Origin of the sequence: Streptosporangium sp. NPDC023615, from assembly GCF_040640155.1 — a bacterium.
Lineage (GTDB): Bacteria > Actinomycetota > Actinomycetes > Streptosporangiales > Streptosporangiaceae > Streptosporangium.
In genome coordinates this window covers 54,154-73,392 of sequence record NZ_JBFABE010000029.1, presented here as the reverse complement: position 1 = coordinate 73,392, position 19,239 = coordinate 54,154, and the positions used below count along the sequence as shown (strand labels likewise).

Below are 19,239 nucleotides of genomic sequence, written 5' to 3'. Positions count from 1 at the left end.
ACGTGGCCCGGCGTGGCCCGGCGTGGCCCGGCGTGGCCCGGCGTGGCCCGGCGTGGCCCGGCGTGGCCTGACGGGTCCGCCGGGGCCGCCGGGGCCCGCCACGGCGGTCAGCGCTCGTCGAGGATGTCGCCGACGGGACGCCGGACGGCCGCGGGCCGGTCGAACGTGACCCCCAGCCTCATGATCATTTGCGGGTGCTCCCCGGCGCAGAGCTCCTCGCTCAGGAACGCGCGCAGGTGGGGGTTCTCCAGGGCCTGGGTGTGGAAGGCCGCGCTGACGCCGTGGGCGCAGGCGTGCAGCAGGAGGCGCTGCAGGGCCTGCCCGGCGGCGACCCAGTCGGGACGCAGGTCGTCGCCGGTGGTCAGGATCGCGACCACGCCCGTCGAGGTGGAGAAGAACTGGTCGTCGTCACCGCCCCAGGGGTGACCGTGGGCGTAGTCGCGCTGGGCGAAGTGCGGCCGGGTGGTCCGGGGCTCGCGGGGGTAGCCCGTGGCCGGTACGCCGTCGGTGCGGGAACCGCCCGGGGGGCGGGCCCAGCGGGCCACCTCCAGTCCGGCGGGCCGGTCGCGCGACAGGGCGTCCTGGGCGGCGCCGGTGATCTGGGCCAGGATCCGGGTCTCGGTCTCGGAGGTCACCGGGCGCAGGTGCGCGCCCTCGCTCCCGGCACGGGCGACGAGGGCCCGCAGGAGCCGGTCGGGGACGGGAAGATCGGTGAAACCGGCCCTGTGGGTGCGCCGGCGTTCGATCTCGGCGTACAGCGACCGGGTGTCGTCGTCGGCGGCCACGGCCCGACCGGCGCGCACGGTGGCCACCAGCACGGGCCGGTCGGGGTCGGGCAGGACGCGCACCACGGGCTCGTGGCCCCGGGCGCGCAGCGCGAGACGGACGTTGAGCAGGGCCGCGCCGCAGCCGATCAGCATCTGCCGGCCGGTGGCGTCGCCCAGGCGCAATCTGCGCTCGTCGTCGGCGCGCAGCGCGAGCTCGGGGCCGTCGATGACGAACGACCAGGGCTGGGTGTTGTGCACCGACGGCGCCCATCCGCCGGCCTCGACCGCCGCACGCAGCACCGAGGTGATCTCCGGGGAGGTCTCCATCACGCCTCCCCGCCCGCGCGCACCACGGCGACCGGGCAGTGGGCGTGGTGCAGGACACCGTGACCGACCGAGCCGAGCACGGCCGCCCCGATCCCGCCCAGGCCGCGCGATCCGACGACGACCAGGTCGGCGGTGGCGGAGGCGTCGCAGAGCGCGCCGGCCGGGTGCCCGCAGACCACGACCCGCTCGACCTCGACCCGGGGGTACTTGTCGAGCCAGGGCACGAGCGTCCCGGAGGCGACGCGCTCCTCCGTGGCGGAGATGTCCTCGACCAGCGGCGTGTGGACGGCGGCGCCCGGACCCAGCACGGGCATCTGCCAGGCGTGGACCGCCCTCAGCGCGACGCCGCGCCGGGCGGCCTCCTCGAAGGCGTACGCCAGGGCGGCCTCGGAGTGGGCCGAGCCGTCGAAGCCGACGACGATCCTGCCGTACACCCGTTCGGTGTCCCGGGACTCCCCGGGATCCCCGGAACCCTCGGGGTGCCCGGAGGTCCCGGGGTCCCCGTCGTGGTCCCGGGGGCCGACGACCACGACGGGGACGCCCAGGTGACCGGCCAGCGCACGGGAGACCGAGCCGAGCAGCAGCCCGGTGAACCCGCCCAGCCCGCGGCTGCCCACCACGATCTGCGCGGCGTCCGCGGCCTCGCGCCGCAGGACCTCGGCGGCCGGGCCGTCCCGCAGGACGGTCACGACCTCCAGGCCGGGGGCCCGGCCGCCGGCCAGGTCCGCCGCCGCGCGGAGGGTGTCCCTGCCGCGCTCGGCCACCAGGTCGTGGAAACCGGGCGGGGTGTGCATCGGGATGTCGTACGTCCACGGCTCGCACGCGTGGACGATCCTCAGCGGAAGTCCGCGCCGCGCCGCGTCCTCGGCGGCCCAGGCGACCGCCCTGCCCGCCGGGGCCGAGCCGTCCGTTCCCACCATCACGTACGCCGTCATGTGGGCCTCCTCGAAGTGTCCGATCCTCGGTTCACGTCTCCATGTCATCACGGCCCGGTGATCTCCGCAGCGGCCGAACGACCCTCCCGGCCGGGACTTCGGTCCCACGGGGCCGCCGATCCGGTCCGTCGCGTGCGGCGGGTCTCCTTGCGCGGAGGGACGAAAGGCCCTGTCCTGAGGCGGTGAGGTCGGGACCTGCGACCCTGGGGCCGGGGCCCCGGCCGAGGTCTGATGGTGGGGAGGGATCCGAGGGATCCTCCGGGAGAGGAAGGGGAACGGCCATGTCCGGTCCGATCATCGTCGGAACCGACGGCTCCGCCGGCGCGACCGCGGCCGTCGAGTGGGCCGCCGACGACGCCGCCCGCGCGGATCTGCCGCTGCGCGTCGTCAACGCGGTGCTCCGCCGTCCGAACGACATCCCCAAGTTCATCGTCCTGGAGGAGGACGTGATCACCAGGGACGCCCAACGGGTGCTGGCCGAGGCCGAGGCCACGGTGCGCGCCCGGCGCCCCTTCGTCGAGGTGAGCACCGCCATGATCGAGGGGCCGCCCCCGCTCGTCCTGCGCGACCAGGGCCAGGGCGCCGAGGAGGTCGTCATCGGCACCCGGGGGCTCGGCGGGTTCGCCGCGGCGCTCCTCGGCTCGGTCAGCATGCACGTCGCCGGGCACGCGCACTGCCCGGTCGTGGTGGTCCACCCGGCCACCGGGCCGGCACACGACGAGATCACGGTCGGTGTCGACGACTCCGACGCCTGCGAACCCGCCCTCGCCTATGCCTTCCACCAGGCGAAGCTGCGGGGCGCCACGCTGCGCGCGGTCCACGCCTGGCAGCTTCCCGTGCACGCCTTCGCCCCGGAGGTCGCCTACGCCATGGACGACATCCGCGCCGCCCAGCACGCGGTCGTGGCCGACCGTCTCGACACCTGGCGGCAGAAGTACCCCGGGGTCGACCTCGTCGAGGACGTCCGCTGCGCGCACCCGGTCGACGCGCTCGTCGAGGCCTCGGGAGGCAGTGACCTGGTCGTCGTCGGCTCCCACGGCCGTGGCGGCCTGGGGTCGCTGCTGCTGGGCTCGGTCAGCCGGGGCGTCCTGCACCACGCCCGCTGCACCGTGGCGGTCGTGCGCTCGTAGGGGCCGCCGCCCGTGCGCCCGTAAGGGCCGGCGGTCGTGCGTTCCCGCGCCCGTGAGGACCGGCGCTCGGGCGTTCCCGCGCTCGGGGGAGGCCGGTGGCCGACGCGGACGCCGGTGGCACCCGCGCGCCCCGCGCGGCCCCGGCGCCCGCTCCGGTGACGGTTCCACCGGGCGGATGCCCCTACAGTTGCTGTCGTGGATCGAGTCGAGGTCACGGTACGCAGGCCGCAGGGTCCGGATGAGCGGCTCCGCGTGGGAGAGGTGCTCTCTCGCACCGGAACCCTCGCCAGAGTCCGGTGGAACGACGACGGCGTGGTGGAGGAGAACGTACGGCTCGGCGGTGAGAACCTGCTGGCCGTCGTCGGCACCCGGCGGCACCAGTTCCTCATGGACCTGCCCTCCCTCATCGAACGCTTCACGGCCGACCCCGTCACCGTGGTCCTGGACCTTCTCCGCGAGAGCCCGAAGGGGCTCAAGGCGCCGGCGATCAAGGAGCTCCTCGTCGAGCTGGGCCTGGACCCGGTGATCGTGGACCGGACGTGGCGGAGCCTGCAGGCGAAGCTGGCCAGGCACGACGACGTGCAGATCAAGGCCAACACCTACAGGTGGAAGCGGCCGGGCCGGGCCGGGGGCGCGATCGGCCCCTCGGCGTCCCCTGTCCCCCCGGAGCCTTCGGCGGCGCAGGTCCTCCCGGAGTCCTCGGCGACGGAGGCTCTCCCGGAGCCTTCGGCGACCGGAGCCGAGAAGTCCGGCTCCCCGACTCGCGGAGCGACCCCCGAGCCCTCCCGGACGGCTTCCGTGGCTCCCGAAGGGGGCTCCGAGGTCTCCCGGACGGATCCCGCCGTTCCCGAAGCGGTCCTCGACGCTCCTCGCGAGGCCTCTGCGGTTCCCGAACCGACGTCGTCGGGAGTCCCCTCCACGGATCCTGCGGTCTCGAGGGCTCCCGCGGTTGTGGCGGACGAGGCGCCGGAGAAGGCGGACGGGTCGCGGACGGCCGCGCCGGACCGGACCGGCCCCGCCGATCAGAAAGCCGCTCAGAAAGCCGAGCGGAAGGCCGAGCGGAAGGCCGAGCGGAAGGCCGAGCGGAAGGACGCTCCGAAGGGCGACGAGGCGTCCGGCCCGGCAGATCTGTCCGGCCCGGTCGGCCCGCCCAGCCCGTCCGGCCCGGTCGGCCCGCCCAGCCCGTCCGCCTCGGTCGGCCCGGTCGGCCCGTCCGGGGCGGCGGAGGAGCGGGCGTGGGCACTCGCCGAGCGGTACGAGCGCCTGGAGCGGGATCTGCGCGACGCCAACGACAGGGCGATCGGCCTGCGTACCGCCCAGGAGCGCCGGACCCGGCTGGACGGTGCCCGCGCGCTCGCGGATCTCGCGACCGAGATCGAGGAAATGGTGGCCGCCGGGGCGGCCCCGGACACCGTGGTGGGACGGGTGCGGGACCTCGTGGCGGCACAGGCGCTGCGTCCCGTCGGCAGGGCGGGCGAGGTGGAGGACTTCGACCCGGAGGTACACGAACCTCTGACCGGCACACTCGAGCCGGGAACGCCCGTGCGCGTCGTCCGCCCGGGATATCGCTGGGTCACCTCCGAGGAGACCCTCCTGCACAGGGCGCTGGTCGAACGACCACACGCGTGACCGGGGTGGTGGCCGTCGGGCCGTGCCGGCCACGCGGAGCGACATGACCCCTGTCGCGTGGGCCGGTACGCCCCCGTTGCCTCCCGCCCCGCCGGAGTCGGTCGCCGCGGCTCTGGCCGAGGTCGCCGAGCTGGGACCGTTCTTCTCCGTCGTGACCGGTGAGCCCGGCGCGATGTGGCGGCCCGTCCGGGACGCCTACGCCGACGGCCTCGAGCATCTGGTCGAGGCCTTCACGAACCGCCATGGTCTGTCGGAACGGCGCGTGGCCGCCTCGGTGGTCCAGCTCGGCCACGCGGCGAGGCTGTGGTCGCCGATGCTGGGCTGTGTCGTGCTGCACGGCGTCGTCCCCGACCTCGGCGGCCTGCGGCAGCGGGCGGACGCCTCCGCCCTGTGGCTGCCGGAGGCCCGGGGCTGGTGGGCGCCCCGCGGCGAGGCCCTCGCGCGGGTGGTCTACCGGCTGGTGATGGAGGAGCATCTGGCGGTCCTGGCCGCGGGGCTTCGGGTCAAGGTGGCGCCCGGTCTCCTGCTGGGGAACGCGGCGTCCGCCCTGGCCGGGGCGGCCCATGCCGTCGCGCGGGCCCGTCCCGGGGCACGCCGGCCGGTGATCTCCCTGGCCACCGGGCTGCTCGGCATCGGCGACCTCCGGGGCGCCGGCGCGTTCACCGGGCCCGGCCTGGAGTTCCGGCGGCGGAGCTGCTGCCTGTACTACCGCCTCCCTGACGGCGGGACCTGCGGAGACTGCTGCCTGACCGGGCGTCCGTAAAGCCCGCCGGCCGGTGACGGCGGGTCATGAGCCGGGTTCGACGACCCCGTGCTCGTACGCGTAGATGATCGCCTGGACGCGGTCCCGGCAGCCGAGCTTGGCCAGGAGGTTGGCCACGTGGGTCTTGACGGTGGACACGCTCACCGTCAGGGCTTGGGCGATCTCCACGTTGGACAGGCCCCGGGCGATGAGCACGAGCGTGTCGCGCTCGCGGCCCGTCAGAGCGGGCAGCGGCTCCCGTGGGCGCGGCCGCTTCGAGGTGCGGGCGAACTCGGCGATGAGGCGCCGGGTGACGCCCGGTGCCACCAGGCCCTGGCCCGAGGCGACCACCCGGACCGCCTCCACGAGCTGGTCGGGTTCGACGTCCTTGAGAAGGAAGCCGTGCGCACCGCCGCGCAGGGCGGTGAAGACGTACTCGTCGAGGTCGAACGTGGTCACGACGAGGACGGAGATCGGGTCCTCCACGCCCGGGCCCGCGAGCTGTTCGGTCGCGGCTATGCCGTCGAGGACGGGCATGCGCACGTCCATGAGGACCAGGTCGGGCCGGAGGCGTCGGGCGAGACGGACCGCCTCCTGCCCGTCACACGCCTCGCCGACGATCCGGAGGTCGGGCTCGGACTCCAGGATGGTGCGGAAACCGGCCCGCACCACGGCCTGGTCGTCGGCGATCAGGATGGTGACGGTCACGGGCGACCGCCCGAGAGGACGGTCGCGGGCGACCGGCCGGGGAGACGGTCACGGGCGGCCCTCGGGAAGACGGTCATGGGCGACCGCCTGGGAAGACGGTCACGGGCGGCTCGCAGGGGAGGAAGGTCATGGGCGGCTCGCGGGGAAAGAGGCGCTGACGAGCCAGCCGCCGTCGGGCTGCGGGCCGACGCTGAGCTCACCGCCCGCGTGGTTCACCCTCTCACGCATGCCGAGCAGGCCGTAACCGCCGTCCGCGGCCGGGGGAGGGGGCGTGCGGGTGGGCCTGGTGTTGCGTACCGTCACCGCGAAGCCGGTGTCGTCGAACGCCGTCCTCACGCTGACCGCGGCGCCGGGAGCGTGGCGGCGGGCGTTGGTCAGCGCCTCGCGCACGAGACGGGAGACGGCGAGGTCGGTGGTGACGGGCAACGGGCGTGGCCGGCCCGAGGTGTGGACCTTGACGTTCATGCCGGTGGCGCGGGAGCGGCGGATGGTCTCATCCACCCGGGCCAGGGCGGGCGCCCGGCCGTCGACCGATTCGGGGTCGGTCTCCCGCATGAGGCCCACCAGGGCGCGCAGCGCGGCGAGGGTGTCGCGGCCCTGGGACCTGATCGCGCGCAGCGTCGCCCTGACCGCGGCCGGATCGCGATCGAGGAGGCGGTCGGCGGCGCCCGCCTGGATGACGATCGCGGACAGGTCGTGCGCGGCGATGTCGTGCAGTTCCCTGGCGATCCTGGCCCGCTCCTCGGCGACGGCGATCCTGGCCCGTTCCTCGCGCTCACCGGCGATACGCGCGGCCTCCTTGGCCGCGCCGGCCCGGGAGGCGTGGACGTAGAAACCGGCGGTCGCGGGGAGCAGGTACGCGGCGACGACGGCGGCCACCATGCCGGGCACGTCACCCGGGAGCACGCCCCAGAAGGTGAGCAGGCCGCTGTGGTCGCCGCCGGCGGCCGTGCCGAGCAGGCCGACGAGGCTGTGGGCGGCCGCGCACGCGGTGATCACAAGGGGTCCCCTGGACAGGGGGAGGCGGCTGGCGACGGTGTAGGAGCAGATCACGACGCCGAGGCCGATCAGGGCGGGACGGGTGGGCAGCAGCATGCTCACCAGCGGGATCGCGGTGGCCGCGACGAGCGCGAGGACGGTGTGCCGGCGGCGGAAGGCGACGGTGGCCAGGTCGGCGGCGGCCAGGAGAAAGCCGACGCCCACCGACCAGACGGGCAACCCGTCCAGCCGGTCTCCGTGCACGACGGGGAGCAGCCGGGCCGAGCTGAGGACGATGAGAACGCCGGCGGCCAGCGTGTCACGCCCCTCGGGCGTGCGGACACCGAGCCGCGCCATTCCCCTGCTCCACGCGCTCATGCCGTTCCGCGAGCCTCTCCGGCGTTGGCGGCACCGCCGATCGGCAGCAGCCGCCAGTACGTCACGCACCGCCATGCCCACTCCAGCGGGCCGTAGCCGAACCTCCGCAACCACAGGTTACTCACCACGGCCTGGAGGAGCAGGATGCCGACGCCGAGAAGTGCCGCGGCCGCCCAGCGCTTGGAGCCGGTCAGGCCGATGGCCGTGCCGATCGGGACGAACAGCAGCGCGGCGCCGAAGTAGTTGGTCAGCGCCATCCTGCCCATCGGAGCGAGCACCCAGGACAGCGCCGGGCCCACCGGCGTGCGGAGCAGCAGGAGGAAACCGGCGATGTAGAGGCACGCGGTCGCCAGGGACAGGGTCATCCCGAGCCGGATCTGCGCCGAGTCGGGCAGCCCCACGCCGACGAGCCAGAACGTCAGCCCGCAGACGGCCAACGCCGCCACGCCCAGGACGGCCAGGCGGCCGGGACGGTCGCCGAGGACCTCGGGCACCCGCATCTCGGCCAGCGCGAAGCCGAGCGCGAACAGGCCCGGCAGCAGGCCCAGGCCGCCCACCCCGGCGAGAACCCCCGCCGCGATCAGGACCAGGGACACGGCGAGCAGCGCACGGCGGGGGAGATGGCTGAGGGGCAGCAGGACGATCAGGCCGGTGACCGCGAACGGCAGCAGCACCTCACCGGGCTGCAACAGGTGCAGGACGGCGCCCAGCACCGCCAGGGCCAGGAACCGTCTCAGCAGGAGCAGCCTGGGTCTGTCCGAGCGCTTGGCGGCGGAGCGCAGGAAGATGCCGAACCCCACACCGAACAGCAGGTAGAAGATGGGGTAGAAACGCCCGAGGAAGAACAGGCGCAGCACGTCGGGCAACTGGCCCGCGTAGGCGAACATCCCCATGGTCTGGGGGATGTTGACGAAGATGATGCCGCACAGCGCGAAGCCCCGTAGCGCGTCGAGCGCGGAGATCCGCCTCGTCGGCGAGACGGAGGCCTGGGGGAGTGTCGAGGGGCCGGACATGTAGTCATGATCGTCGTGATCGGGGGGACGGCGCTTCGGGACGGCGGCCATTTCTCTCTCGTTCCCGAGAGGGAGGAAGCCTCGGTCTCAGGGCCCACATCGCGTGGTGCGCCACGAGCGGCGCGGGTGACCGTCACGGCCCCCGACCGCTCGTCCCGGGCGCCCTCCGGGGCGGCCTCGCATCCCGCTCCCACGGCGGACGAGAAGCCTCTTCCCGTCGCGCCCCGCCGGGCCCCACCGCGGCTCACAACCTGCCCAGGCCGCGGGCCAGGACGGTCGCGGTCCTCGCGACGACCGTGTTGTCGGCGGTCGCGTCGGCGGCCCCGTGGTTGGTGTAGATCGCCATGACGACGGGAGCGGCCGACCCGCCGGGCCAGACGACCGCGATGTCGTTCCCGGACCCGTACGCCGAGCTCGTGCCGGTCTTGTCGCCGACCGTCCAGGTCTTCGGCAGGCCCGCGCGGATGCGGGGGCCACCGGTCGTGCTGGCGATCAGCCAGGCGTTCAGCCGCTCCCGGTCCTTGGCGTTCAGGGCGTTCCCGATCGTGAGGGCGCGCAGGTCGCGGCCCATGGACGCGGGCGTCGTGGTGTCGCGCCTCTCCTTGGGGCTCCAGTCGTTGAGCTCGGTCTCCCAGCGGTCCAGCCGGGAGATCGGGTCCTTCAACGTGCGGAAGTACCGGGTCAGTCCGGCGGGACCGCCGATCTGCCTCAGCAGCAGGTTGCCCGCGGTGTTGTCGCTGTGGGTGATGGCGGCCCGGCACAGCTCGGCCACGGTCAGCCCGTCCCCCACGTGCTCGGCGGTGATCGGGGAGTGCTCCTTCAGGTCGGCGGCCGTCCAGCGCACGACCCTGTCCATCAGGCCGGGATCGGAGGTACGGGCCTTGTGCAGCACGGCCGCGGCGGCGACCGCCTTGAAGGTGGACAGCAGGGGGAAACGCTCCCCGGCCCGGTAGGAGACGGTCCTGCCGGTCGCGGTGTCGACGGCGTACGCGCCGATGCGGCCCTTGAACGAGGCCTCCAGCGCGCGCAGCTCCCTCCTGGCCCGCGCCTCACCCGGCGCCGGCGCCGGCGGCGCCTTCGTGGTCGTCGTCGGCGGCGACGTCACCGGTGCCGGTACGGCCGAGGCCGTGCCGGCACAGGCGACGCCGCCCGTCAGGAGGGAGAACGTCAAGACGGTCGCGTGCAGCGCTGCCGTACGGCGGCCGGGGCGGGGGTGTCGCATGTCGGTTTCCTGTCGTCGGTCGGGAGGGTCGGTCGGAGCGGTCGGCCGGGGACGGCCGGGGACGGCCGGGGACGCGGCACCGACGGGAAGTCTCGCGCCGTCCTGCGATGCCGTCAAAGACGGAAACGACGTGTTCCATGCTGAAATGGCATAAGCTTCGCCGATGGATGTCCTCGGAGCCTGGCGAGCGTTCGTCAACGTCAGCGAGCGGGGGAGCTTCACCGAGGGGGCGGCGGCCACGCGCGTGCCGCAGTCGGTCGCGAGCCGCCGGATCGCGGGCCTGGAGAGACACCTGGGCGAGCGGTTGTTCGACCGGTCGTCGCGCGGGGCGAGGCTCACCCCGTTCGGCCGCGACATGCTGCCGTCGGCGAAGCGTCTCGTCCGCCTGGCGGACGACATGGAGTACGAGGCCGAACGCGCCAGGCTCAACCCCCTCCGCCTCGCCGTTCCCGACATCTGCGCCGTGCGCGACCTGGCGCGGCTCGGTGCGGAGGCGCGCCGGAGGGGCATCCGCCTCGACGTCCACCCCGCCGCCCCGGCCGACCGGATGGAACTCGTCCGCTCCCGCATGGTCCGCGCCGCCCTCACGGCCGTACCGGCCGGTGACGCCGTGTGGTCGGTACGGCTCGGGCTGGCCGGTGCCACCGACCTCCTTCCGGGGACGGTCTACGTCGAGACCCTCCGGGCCGGGCGTGCCGACCGGTCGTCGCGGAGAGGCCGGATCTGGATCCAGCCCGAGGACGACGTCCCCCACATCCGCGACCCCATGTTCCGGATCCGCGACGCCGTCGGCCTCCAGCCCGGGCAGGTCGGCGTCTCGTCCACGCTCACCACCGCCGTGGCCGAGGTCCTCGGCTCGACGGACCTGCTGCTGTGCTCGGCCGCGCAGGCCGGGGAACTGGGGCTGCACTGGCGCCCGGTGGGCGAGATCCGTCCCGTTCGTGGCTTCGAGGTGTCCGCCGCCGCCGGCGACGACGCCGAGCGCGTCCGGGACGGCCTCTGGCACGCGATCGCCCGCTGCCTCGGCGCGGACGACGACGGCGCGGACGGCGGGGACGCCGCGAGGGGGACCGGGGGTGCCCGGGATGCGAGGAACGCCGGGAGCGTAGGCGGGGGTGCGTCGTCATCGCCGAGAAACTGATCCGCGAGCTGCGGGGGATGCTCGACGACGGAGGGTTGCGCGGATCGTTCCTGGTCCGGGACCTGCGCTCCGGCGAGGAGATCGGTATCGAACCGGACCTGGAGTTCCCGATCGCCTCCCTGGTCAAGGTTCCGCTCGCGATCGCGACGCTGGAGAGGATCCGCCGGGGCGAGCTCGACGGCTCCGAGCGGATCCTCGTGCAACCGGGCCGGATCACCACCCCGGGACCGACCGGGTTGAGCAGGTTCCGGCATCCGGCCCGGATCGCCGTCGAGGACCTGCTCTACCTCAGTACCGCCGTGAGCGACGACACGGCGGCCGACGCGCTGTTCGCCCTCACCCCGCCCGCTGAGGTCGCGGCGGAACTGCACAGGCTCGGGATACGCGGCATCACGGTCCGCCACACCATCCGGGCGCTCAACGAGACGCCGGCCGAACGCCTCGACCCCACCGAGGCGCACCTCGCCCACCTGCTCGCGATCGAGGCGGCGACGGCCGGGCGGGGGCACCCGATCCCGCAACTGGACGTCACGCGCGCGAACTCCGGCTCCGCGCGCGCGTTCACCGACCTCCTCCGGGCGCTGTGGACACCGTCCCCGCTCGACCCCGGCACGGCCGGGCGGGTACGGGCGCTCATGGGCGACAACGTCATACGACATCGGCTGGCACCCGACTTCGGCTCCGACGCCGCGCGGTGGTCCTCCAAGACCGGGACGTTGCTGAACCTGCGCCACGAGGCCGGCGTCGTCGAGCACGCAGACGGCCAGGTCTTCGCCGTCGCCGTCCTCACCGAGTCACGTGTGCCGGCCATCGTCCAGCCGGGGGCCGAGGCGCTCATGGCGCAGGTCGCGCGTGCTCTCCGCGACCGGTTGCGGCACGGGTGAGCGCCCCCGCCGCAGGCGGTGGTGCCGCCCTCGGGGTCGAGCGCACGGCCCGCGGGGTGTCGCGCTCCCGGTGACGGCCGGTCCCCGGGGCGGTGATCCCGCCCCGCGGATCCACGATCCCGGCCGACGGTCAGGACGGTCAGGACGGCCGGGACCGCCCGGTGACCTCGGCCCCGCCGAACACCCACGGGCTCGCCTCGCACTCGGCGATGAAGTCGCCCGGGAACCCCACCTCGAACTCCGTCGCCGCCTCCAGACGCCGGATCGCCTCCCCGGGCAGGACGACGTCGGCCGCGCCCAGGTTCTCGACGAGCTGGCCGGCGTCGCGCGCGCCGACGATCGGGTGGACGTTGCCGTACCGGGCGCGGGTCCAGGCGATCGCGACCTGGGCCGCGCCGACCCCCAGCTCGCCGGCGACCTCCCGTACGGCGCGCGCGGCGGCGTGGTCACGGGCGGTGAGGGTCGTGGGATCGACCCGGGTGGGGCCCTCGACGCCTCCGGGCGCGGTGAACTTCCCCGACAGCACGCCGCCGGCGAGCGGCCCCCAGACGGCCACGCTCATCCCGAACGCCTCCGCCATCGGCAGCAACTCCCGCTCGGCGTCACGCCTGAGCAGGTTGTAGGGAATCTGCAGGCCGGCGAAGGGCGTCCAGTCCCGCCACTCCGCCAGGGTGTTGGCGCGGCTGACCACCCAGGCCGGCGCGTCGGAGATGCCCACGTACAGGATCTTCCCGGCGCGTACCGCGTCGTCCAGCGCCCGCATCGTCTCCTCCACCGGCGTGTGCCGGTCCCACAGGTGCACCCAGTACAGGTCGACGTAGTCGGTGCGCAGCCTGCGCAGGCTCTGCTCCAGCGACAGGACGAGGTTCTTGCGGTGGTTGCCGGCGGCGTTCGGGTCGTCCCGGTCACGGGAGAGCGTGTACTTGGTGCAGACGACGAAACGGTCGCGGCGTCCCTCCAGGAGCTCGCCGAGGACGCCCTCGCTCTCCCCGTACGCCGACGCCGTGTCGATGACGTTGCCCCCGGCGTCCGCGTAGGCGTCGAGCATGGCCCGGTACTCCCGCGAGGCGTCCCCCCGCTCGTAGAAGGACATCGCGCCGAAGAACAACTCGGACACGCGCAACCCGGTCCGGCCCAGCAGTCGGTAACGCATGAAGGATCCCTTTCCGCTATCGGAGCCAGGACCGGCGGCGGGGGCGAGGCGTTCCGGCGGCCGGTCGGCCGCCGCGCCCGCGCCGCCACCACCGGTGAGCGCTCGCGCACCAGAGCGTGCCAGATACGGCGACGCCGGGGGAGGCCCGCGCCGGGGCCGGCCCCGACAGGGCCAGGACCGCCCCGGACCGGTCGGGGCCGGCGTGGCAGGATGCTGGCCTCGCTGCCGTACGTGCAGCGCTACGCCTGGTTCGGCCTGCCCTCCTCCGACACCGAACCGGGCAGCGGTCTGTTCCGGGGCGACGGCGCCGCCACCGCGGCGGGCCGCGCCTTCCAGGCGGCCGGCTGACCCTCCCGCGTCCGGTCCGACGGTCAGGGGCGGGGGCCGTCGCCCGGAACCGGGCCGAGACGGTCACCGGCCCCGCCGGCCCCGCCGGCCCCGCCGTCACCGTGGAGAGCCTGGGCGGGAAGGAAGGGCAGGAGCTGCGGGCGCTTGGCCGCGCGGCCGTCCCCGGAGGAGCGACCGCGCAGCCGCCTGCCGACCCAGGGGCCGAGGAAGGTGGCCGCCCAGCGGAGTTCGTGGACGGTGGCGTGCCACCGGGAGAGGGCGGCCGGCGGCGTCGGGAGGGGGCGGGTCCAGGAGTCGCTGCTCCCGGGGAGATCGAGCGCGTGCGCGATGGCCGCGGCGATCCGCTCGTGTCCCAGGGAGGCGGCGTGCAGGCGGTCGACGGTCCACAGCCGCGGGTCGACGACGACCGGGTGGTGGGCGGCCTCGGCGACGACGACGCCGTGGCGGCGGGCCGCGGCGCGGATGCGGTGGTTGAGGGCGGTGACGCGCGGGGAGAGGGGGCGGGCGACGGGGATGATCCGGGTGATGTCGGGGAAGGTGACGGTCGCCACGCGGGCGCCCTGCGCGGTGAGGGCGGCGAACATCGCCTCCAGGTGGGCGGCGACCTCGTCGGCGTCGAAGCGGGGCCGCAGCATGTCGTTGACCCCGGCGACGACGGTGGCCAGATCGGGCCGCAGCGCGAGCGCGGCGGGGAGCTGCCCGGCGCGGACCTGGGCGGCGAGGTGCCCGCGTACGGCCAGGTTGGCGTACAGCAGGCCGGGGTCGTCATCGGCGAGGTGCTCGGCGAGCCGGTCGGCCCACCCGCGCAGGCCGGCGGTGTCGTCGCCGTCGCCGAGTCCCTCGGTCTGGCTGTCGCCGAGGGCGACGTAGCGCAGGTGCTCACCGTGGGGCATGGGGGCCCGCCTTTCCGTCCCGGGGTCCGGCCATCGTATTGGGTGCGGGACGCCCGGTTCCCGGGAGGCGGGCGCCCGGGGTCGCGGCCGCGTCGTCCCCGAGGACGCGCACGGGCTCCTCACGGCCACAGGCCGATGTAGCGGGGAAGGTTCCGCCACACCTCGGGGGTGAAGAAGTGCTCGCCCGGCAGGCGGTCGTGCCGGTAGGCCCCGGTGGTCAGCTCGCCCCACTGCTCCCCGACCTCGGGCACGACGACGTCGTCGTGCTCGCCGGTCAGCAGCTGAAGCGGGGCCCGGATCCGGGTGCCGGGTGTGTGGAAGAACGTGTCGCGGACCGTGAGATCGGCCCGCATGAGCTCGACGGCCAGCTCCCGCAGGTCCGGGTCGGAGAGGACGTGGTCGGCGGCCTGGCCGTGGCGGGAGATCCAGCCGATCAGCTCGTCGTCGGTGTCGCGCTGGTTCGGGTACATGTCACGTTCCGTCAGACCCCGGCTCGGGGCGTTGACGGAGGAGACGACGACACCTGCGGGCGGCCTGGCGTCAAGGCTTTCGATGCGGGCGGCGACGTCGAAGGCGATCCAGCCGCCCATGCTGTGGCCGAACAGGAGGTACGGCATGTCGGAGGCGGAGAGCACGGCGTCGACGGTGTCGTCGATCAGTTCGCTCCAGTGGGTGGCGTAGTCCTCGGCGAAGCGGCCCTCCCGCCCGGGGTAGCAGATGACGGCCAGCTCCACGTCCGGGGGGACGACGCCGTCCCACTGCAGGTGGGAGGCGGCGCCGCCGCCGCAGAAGGGCAGGCAGACCAGGCGGACGGCCGCCTCGGGGTTGTGGCGCCGCCGCACCACGACGGTCTCTTTCATCGCAGCTCCTGAATTCGCCGCTCGACCCGGCGCCGGGGCGTGTCGCCCAGATCGAGGTAGTGCAGGTACCAGGTGAGGTATTCGATCCTGATGTGTGGGGGAGTGGCGGGGTTGTCGAGGAACAGCAGGTCATGGGGGGAGAGCGCGCGTACGGCGAACATCGGCACGGGCGAGCGCATGACCAGGAAGTCGGGGTTGTGGACGCTGGCGACCCGGCTGTCGGGGTGGAACTCGCCCAGCATGAGACCGCGGCTGACGAACTCCATGCGCAGCAGCCGGTGTCCCTCGTCGATGAAGCCCGCGGCCAGGTCGGCGGGCAGGTCGGGGAAGAGGCAGAGCAGCGCTCCGGCCCGGAAGGCCCGCGGCTCGGGGAAGAGCTCGTGGAACAGGTCGATCAACGCCCGCCCCGCCGACCGGGCCTCCTCGAGCCGCCCGCCCGGGGCGTGGGCGCTGATCAGCCAGATCTGGTCGGCGCGCAGCGCGGAGCCGACGCGCGGGCAGACCGGTCCCGCCCGGTTGATCCGCGGGTCCCGTTGCGCGACGAAGCCCTCCACCCAGGAGAGCGCTTCCTGATATATCGAGATATTTTCACTTCGTGCGGCGCTCGTAAGCGACTCCCTCACCAGCAACTGAACACTCCGATCGATCATCGAGAACCGTGTCGGGAAAGGACGCGATGGTTCCCCGGTCCGCCGCTTCGACGGGCCGACGAGGAGACGCGGGCCCGGGCCGCGGTGACCGGGTTCACGCGAGCAGCAGTTCTTCCACCTCGGCCGCCAGATCCCGCAGCGCGGGGCGGACGAAGATGGAGCGGACGGGCACCTGAAGACCCAGCTCCCGGCGCAACCGGTTCACCACCTGCGCCGCGGCCAGCGAGTGGCCGCCCAGTTCGAAGAAGTCGCTGTCGGCGCCGACGCGCTCGGTGCCCAGGATCTCGCTCCAGATCTGGGCGACGAGTTCCTGGACCGGCCCGCTGGGCGGCTCGTGGCCGGAGGCGGAGGCCGGGTCGGGAAGGGGCAGGGCGGCCCGGTCGACCTTGCCGTTGGGGGTCAGGGGCAGCCGTTCGAGCAGGACGTGGTGAACGGGCCGCATGTGACCGGGCAGCCAGGTCGCGCAGTGCTCGCGCAGCTCCCCGGCCGTGACCTCCGCGCCGGTGACGTACGCGACCACGCCGCCGTTCCGCACCAGGACGACGGACTCCTTGACCGCCGGATGGGCGGCCAGGACGGCTTCGATCTCGCCCAGCTCGACCCGCATGCCACGGATCTTCACCTGGTGGTCGCTGCGGCCGAGGAACATCAGCGAGCCGTCCTCGCGCCGGTATCCCCGGTCACCGGTCCGGTAGAGGCGCTCGCCGGGGACGAAGGGGTTCGGCAGGAAGGCGGCGGCGGTCTTGGCCGGATCGCCGAAGTAGCCCCGGGCCAGCCCGACGCCCGCGATGTGCAGGTCGCCGGCGACGCCGATCGGCACCTCCCGCAGCCGCTCGTCGAGCACGTGGACCCGGTTGTTGTCGAACGGCGCGCCGAGGCTGACCGTGCCGGGTTCGGCGAAGTCGTCCGGGACGCTGGTGTGGGTGGTCGAGTCGATCGAGACCTCGGTGGCCCCCCAGGTGTTGTCGAGCCTGACGCCGGGGAGCACCCGGTGGAAGCGGCGGGCCAGGTCGCCCGAGAGCGCCTCGCCGCTGGAGACCACCGTGCGGAGCGCGGGGAGGTCGGCGGTGCCCCCCGCCTCCAGAGCGTCGACCAGCATGGACAGCATGGAGGGCACGACCTGCAGGTGCACGGTCCCGCTCGCGGCCGCGGCCGCCAGCAGGGCCTGCGGGTCGCGGTGGAGTTCCGGTTCGATCAGCCAGATCCTGCCGCCGGCGAGCAGCGGCCAGAACAGCTCCAGCGCCGAGTCGTCGAAGGTCAGCGTGGTCTTGTGCAGCACGGTCTCGCCGGGACGCAGGTCGTGGGCGCGCTGCATCCACGTCATCCGGTTGACCCAGCCGCGGTGGGTGCTGGCCACTCCCTTGGGCGCGCCGGTGGATCCGGACGTGTAGTACAGCGAGACCAGGTGTTCGGGCATGACGCCGGCGTGCGGCCGTCCGGCGTGCGCCCGGTCCACGGCGTCGGCGGTGCCGGTCGTGCCGGTGGTGCCGGTCGTGCCGGTCGTGCCGGTCGTGTCGGTGGTGTCGAGGAACAGCACGTGCTCGACCCCGGGCACCTGGTCGCGGTGCCGCTCCAGCGTCAGGCACCAGCGGGAGCGCGCGTCGCCGGCGATGACGTCGAGCCGCCGCCGCGGTGTCGCGGGATCGAGGGGGAGGTAGGCGCCGCCCGCCTTGAGGATGCCCAGCAGCCCGACGACCATCTCGGCCGACCGGTCCATGCAGACGCCGACCACCGCGTCGGGGCCGACGCCCAGCTCCCGCAGCCGGCGGGCCAGCTGGCCGGCGCGGTCGTCGAGCTCCGCGTAGGTGAGCCGCCGGTCCCGGAAGACCACGGCGACGGCCTCCGGCCGGGCGTCCACGCGCTCCTCGATCAGCGTGTGCAGGCACCGGTCCCCGGGGAAGCCGGCCTCGGTGGCGTTCCAGGCGGCGATCCGCGACCGCTCGGGCTCCGGCAGCAGCGGGTACTCGCCCAGCGGCCGGTGCGGGTCGGCGAGGACCTCCTCCAGCAGCATCCGGTAGACGGTGACGAACCGCTCGCACGTCCGCCGGGTGAACAGGTCGGTGTTGTACTCCAGCTCGCACTCCAGCACGCCGGTGGGTGCCTGCGTGACGAACATCGTCATCTCGAAGCGGGCGGCGGCGTTGTGGACGTGGGTCATCTCGACCCGCAGGCCCTCCAGCGCGAGCCTGCGGTCGAAGGTGTTCTGGTAGGCGAACATCACCTGCACCAGGCCGTCGCCGCCGCCGAGGCCGAGTCGCTGGACGATCCGCTCGAAGGGCACGTCCTCCAGCTCCATCGCCTGCCGCGCCGCGGCGTCGATCTCCGCCAGGTGCTCGGCGAAGGAGCGGTCGCCGTCGTAGCGGGAGCGGATCGGCAGCGTGTTGACGAACAGGCTCACCATGGCCTGCAGGTCGGGGTGGCGGCGGTTGGCCACCGGCGTGCCCACGACCAGGTCCCGCTCCCCGGTCCAGCGGTGCAGCAGGGCGGTGAAGACGGCCAGGAGCAGCGTGTAGGTGGAGACGCCGAAGGTCCTGGCGGTCTCGGCGACCGCCTCGTCGCTCAGCTCGAACAGGACCTCCTCACCCGGGTAGGTGGGGGCCGGTGGGCGCTGACGGTCGGCGCGGAGCGCCGGAGTGCCCGGAACGCCCTCCATGGCCCGCGCCCAGCGTTCGAGCCGGGGCTCCAGGTCCCTCTCGACCGTCCGGCGCTCCCACGCGGCGACGTCGGAGAACTGCACGGGGAGCGGCTCGGCGCTCTTGTTCGCGTAGGCCCTGCCGAGGTCCTCCAGGAAGACCGAGTTGGACCAGCCGTCGGTGACGATGTGGTGGATGGTGAACAGCAGCGTCCACTCACGCGGGCCCAGCCGGAAGGCGCAGGCACGCACCAGCGGCGCGTTCGCCAGGTCGAAGGGGCGGCGGATCTCGGCGACGACCCGCTCGCGCAGGGTCTCCTCGGTGGCGTCGAGGATCGCGAACTCGACCTCCCACTCCTGCCTCACCACCTGCACCGGCACGTCGCCGTCCAGGACGAAGTCGGTGCGCAGCGCCTCGTGGCGCTCGACCACCCGGTGCAGCGCCGCCCGGAGCCTGTCCAGGTCGAGGTCGCCGCGCACCCGGTAGACCAGCGGCTCGTTGTAGGCGGGCTCCTCCGGGTCGAGCTGGTGGAGGAACCACAGCCGCTGCTGGGCGTAGGAGAGCGGGGCGGGCCGTGCGGCACGCGGGATCCCCGCCATCCCCTCCGCTCCCGCCGTCCCGCCGGGTTCGCCGGAGAGCGGGACGGCCAGGGCCGCGGCGGTACGGTGCTCGAAGAGCCAGTTCAGCGGGGCCTTGCGGTCGAACTCCCGGCGTATCCTCATGATCGCCTTGGCGGCCAGGATGGAGTCGCCGAAGTCGAAGAAGTCGTCGTGCGGGCCCAGGCGCTCGTCGCCGGTCACCTCACGGAAGAGGACGACCAGCCGGTCGGTCAGGTTCTCGCTCATGCC

The 19,239-nt window shown here is 74.1% G+C and carries 17 protein-coding genes; 6 read left to right on the top strand and 11 right to left on the bottom strand.

From position 1 onward, the window contains the following. Window positions 1-107 precede the first annotated feature (107 nt). Both AB0G16_RS21145 and AB0G16_RS21140 read right to left on the bottom strand, forming a co-directional pair. Window positions 108-1,094: a hypothetical protein gene (locus AB0G16_RS21145; protein ID WP_362807276.1), complete on the bottom strand. Its 987-nt coding sequence runs from the start codon at window positions 1,092-1,094 to the stop codon at window positions 108-110. Then, entirely contained in the window at window positions 1,094-2,029 is a 936-nt protein-coding gene (locus AB0G16_RS21140) for a universal stress protein (protein WP_362807274.1), read from the bottom strand. The genes AB0G16_RS21145 and AB0G16_RS21140 overlap by 1 nt, the downstream gene beginning before the upstream one ends. Window positions 2,030-2,310: 281 nt before the next feature. Here AB0G16_RS21140 and AB0G16_RS21135 point away from each other — a divergent pair, with 281 nt between their 5' ends. The 3 genes from AB0G16_RS21135 (at window position 2,311) to AB0G16_RS21125 (ending at window position 5,551) form a co-directional block, all read left to right on the top strand. Then, window positions 2,311-3,159 carry a universal stress protein gene (locus AB0G16_RS21135; protein WP_362807271.1) on the top strand — a complete coding sequence of 283 codons (849 nt, stop codon included), beginning with the start codon at window positions 2,311-2,313 and terminating at the stop codon, window positions 3,157-3,159. Between the two features lie 195 nt (window positions 3,160-3,354). Then, the gene (locus AB0G16_RS21130) at window positions 3,355-4,788 is read left to right on the top strand and encodes a hypothetical protein (RefSeq protein WP_362807268.1); all 1,434 of its coding nucleotides are present in this window, start codon (window positions 3,355-3,357) and stop codon (window positions 4,786-4,788) included. A gap of 43 nt (window positions 4,789-4,831) precedes the next feature. Then, complete coding sequence (locus AB0G16_RS21125) at window positions 4,832-5,551, top strand: (2Fe-2S)-binding protein (RefSeq protein ID WP_362807265.1); 720 nt, start codon at window positions 4,832-4,834, stop codon at window positions 5,549-5,551. A 24-nt stretch (window positions 5,552-5,575) separates the two neighbouring features. Here the strand turns inward: AB0G16_RS21125 and AB0G16_RS21120 are convergent, their stop codons facing one another. The 4 genes from AB0G16_RS21120 to bla form a co-directional block, all read right to left on the bottom strand. Then, entirely contained in the window at window positions 5,576-6,238 is a 663-nt protein-coding gene (locus AB0G16_RS21120) for a response regulator transcription factor (RefSeq protein WP_362807262.1), read from the bottom strand. Window positions 6,239-6,364: 126 nt separating this feature from the next. Beyond that, on the bottom strand, window positions 6,365-7,573 hold the full coding sequence (locus AB0G16_RS21115) for a histidine kinase (RefSeq protein WP_362807259.1): 1,209 nt from the start codon (window positions 7,571-7,573) through the stop codon (window positions 6,365-6,367). 17 nt (window positions 7,574-7,590) lie between these two features. Then, the gene (locus AB0G16_RS21110; RefSeq protein ID WP_362807256.1) at window positions 7,591-8,658 is read right to left on the bottom strand and encodes a DUF418 domain-containing protein; all 1,068 of its coding nucleotides are present in this window, start codon (window positions 8,656-8,658) and stop codon (window positions 7,591-7,593) included. 193 nt (window positions 8,659-8,851) lie between these two features. Beyond that, on the bottom strand, window positions 8,852-9,829 hold the full coding sequence (gene bla, locus AB0G16_RS21105; protein ID WP_362807253.1) for a class A beta-lactamase: 978 nt from the start codon (window positions 9,827-9,829) through the stop codon (window positions 8,852-8,854). 163 nt (window positions 9,830-9,992) lie between these two features. On the opposite strand from bla, the gene AB0G16_RS21100 reads away from it, so the two are divergent. Then, the gene (locus tag AB0G16_RS21100; RefSeq protein ID WP_362807251.1) at window positions 9,993-10,970 is read left to right on the top strand and encodes a LysR family transcriptional regulator; all 978 of its coding nucleotides are present in this window, start codon (window positions 9,993-9,995) and stop codon (window positions 10,968-10,970) included. Window positions 10,971-10,987: 17 nt separating this feature from the next. Next, on the top strand, window positions 10,988-11,854 hold the full coding sequence (locus tag AB0G16_RS21095; RefSeq protein ID WP_362807248.1) for a serine hydrolase: 867 nt from the start codon (window positions 10,988-10,990) through the stop codon (window positions 11,852-11,854). Window positions 11,855-11,993: 139 nt separating this feature from the next. Here AB0G16_RS21095 and AB0G16_RS21090 read toward each other — a convergent pair whose 3' ends face one another. Then, complete coding sequence (locus AB0G16_RS21090; RefSeq protein ID WP_362807245.1) at window positions 11,994-13,007, bottom strand: aldo/keto reductase; 1,014 nt, start codon at window positions 13,005-13,007, stop codon at window positions 11,994-11,996. A 210-nt stretch (window positions 13,008-13,217) separates the two neighbouring features. Between AB0G16_RS21090 and AB0G16_RS21085 the strand changes: the two genes are divergently transcribed. After that, window positions 13,218-13,355: a hypothetical protein gene (locus AB0G16_RS21085; RefSeq protein ID WP_362807243.1), complete on the top strand. Its 138-nt coding sequence runs from the start codon at window positions 13,218-13,220 to the stop codon at window positions 13,353-13,355. Window positions 13,356-13,378: 23 nt separating this feature from the next. On the opposite strand, the gene AB0G16_RS21080 is transcribed toward AB0G16_RS21085, so the two are convergent. From AB0G16_RS21080 to AB0G16_RS21065, 4 genes are all read right to left on the bottom strand, one after another. After that, window positions 13,379-14,248: an SGNH/GDSL hydrolase family protein gene (locus tag AB0G16_RS21080; protein ID WP_362807240.1), complete on the bottom strand. Its 870-nt coding sequence runs from the start codon at window positions 14,246-14,248 to the stop codon at window positions 13,379-13,381. 119 nt (window positions 14,249-14,367) lie between these two features. Next, complete coding sequence (locus AB0G16_RS21075; RefSeq protein ID WP_362807237.1) at window positions 14,368-15,108, bottom strand: alpha/beta fold hydrolase; 741 nt, start codon at window positions 15,106-15,108, stop codon at window positions 14,368-14,370. Beyond that, window positions 15,105-15,758, bottom strand: coding sequence for a DUF6875 domain-containing protein (locus AB0G16_RS21070; protein ID WP_362807234.1), 654 nt, complete (start codon window positions 15,756-15,758; stop codon window positions 15,105-15,107). Before AB0G16_RS21070 ends, AB0G16_RS21075 begins: the two co-directional genes overlap by 4 nt. A gap of 94 nt (window positions 15,759-15,852) precedes the next feature. Further along, window positions 15,853-19,236 carry an amino acid adenylation domain-containing protein gene (locus AB0G16_RS21065; RefSeq protein WP_362807231.1) on the bottom strand — a complete coding sequence of 1,128 codons (3,384 nt, stop codon included), beginning with the start codon at window positions 19,234-19,236 and terminating at the stop codon, window positions 15,853-15,855. Window positions 19,237-19,239: the final 3 nt, after the last annotated feature.

Coding starts and splice junctions, on each gene's coding strand:
- AB0G16_RS21145 (WP_362807276.1), bottom strand. CDS start 1,094: ATGGAGACCTCCCCGGAGATCACCTCGGTGCTGCGTGCGGCGGTCGAG.
- AB0G16_RS21140 (WP_362807274.1), bottom strand. CDS start 2,029: ATGACGGCGTACGTGATGGTGGGAACGGACGGCTCGGCCCCGGCGGGC.
- AB0G16_RS21135 (WP_362807271.1), top strand. CDS start 2,311: ATGTCCGGTCCGATCATCGTCGGAACCGACGGCTCCGCCGGCGCGACC.
- AB0G16_RS21125 (WP_362807265.1), top strand. CDS start 4,832: ATGACCCCTGTCGCGTGGGCCGGTACGCCCCCGTTGCCTCCCGCCCCG.
- AB0G16_RS21115 (WP_362807259.1), bottom strand. CDS start 7,573: ATGGCGCGGCTCGGTGTCCGCACGCCCGAGGGGCGTGACACGCTGGCC.
- AB0G16_RS21110 (WP_362807256.1), bottom strand. CDS start 8,658: ATGGCCGCCGTCCCGAAGCGCCGTCCCCCCGATCACGACGATCATGAC.
- bla (WP_362807253.1), bottom strand. CDS start 9,829: ATGCGACACCCCCGCCCCGGCCGCCGTACGGCAGCGCTGCACGCGACC.
- AB0G16_RS21100 (WP_362807251.1), top strand. CDS start 9,993: ATGGATGTCCTCGGAGCCTGGCGAGCGTTCGTCAACGTCAGCGAGCGG.
- AB0G16_RS21095 (WP_362807248.1), top strand. CDS start 10,988: ATGCTCGACGACGGAGGGTTGCGCGGATCGTTCCTGGTCCGGGACCTG.
- AB0G16_RS21090 (WP_362807245.1), bottom strand. CDS start 13,007: ATGCGTTACCGACTGCTGGGCCGGACCGGGTTGCGCGTGTCCGAGTTG.
- AB0G16_RS21085 (WP_362807243.1), top strand. CDS start 13,218: ATGCTGGCCTCGCTGCCGTACGTGCAGCGCTACGCCTGGTTCGGCCTG.
- AB0G16_RS21080 (WP_362807240.1), bottom strand. CDS start 14,248: ATGCCCCACGGTGAGCACCTGCGCTACGTCGCCCTCGGCGACAGCCAG.
- AB0G16_RS21075 (WP_362807237.1), bottom strand. CDS start 15,108: ATGAAAGAGACCGTCGTGGTGCGGCGGCGCCACAACCCCGAGGCGGCC.
- AB0G16_RS21070 (WP_362807234.1), bottom strand. CDS start 15,758: ATGATCGATCGGAGTGTTCAGTTGCTGGTGAGGGAGTCGCTTACGAGC.
- AB0G16_RS21065 (WP_362807231.1), bottom strand. CDS start 19,236: ATGAGCGAGAACCTGACCGACCGGCTGGTCGTCCTCTTCCGTGAGGTG.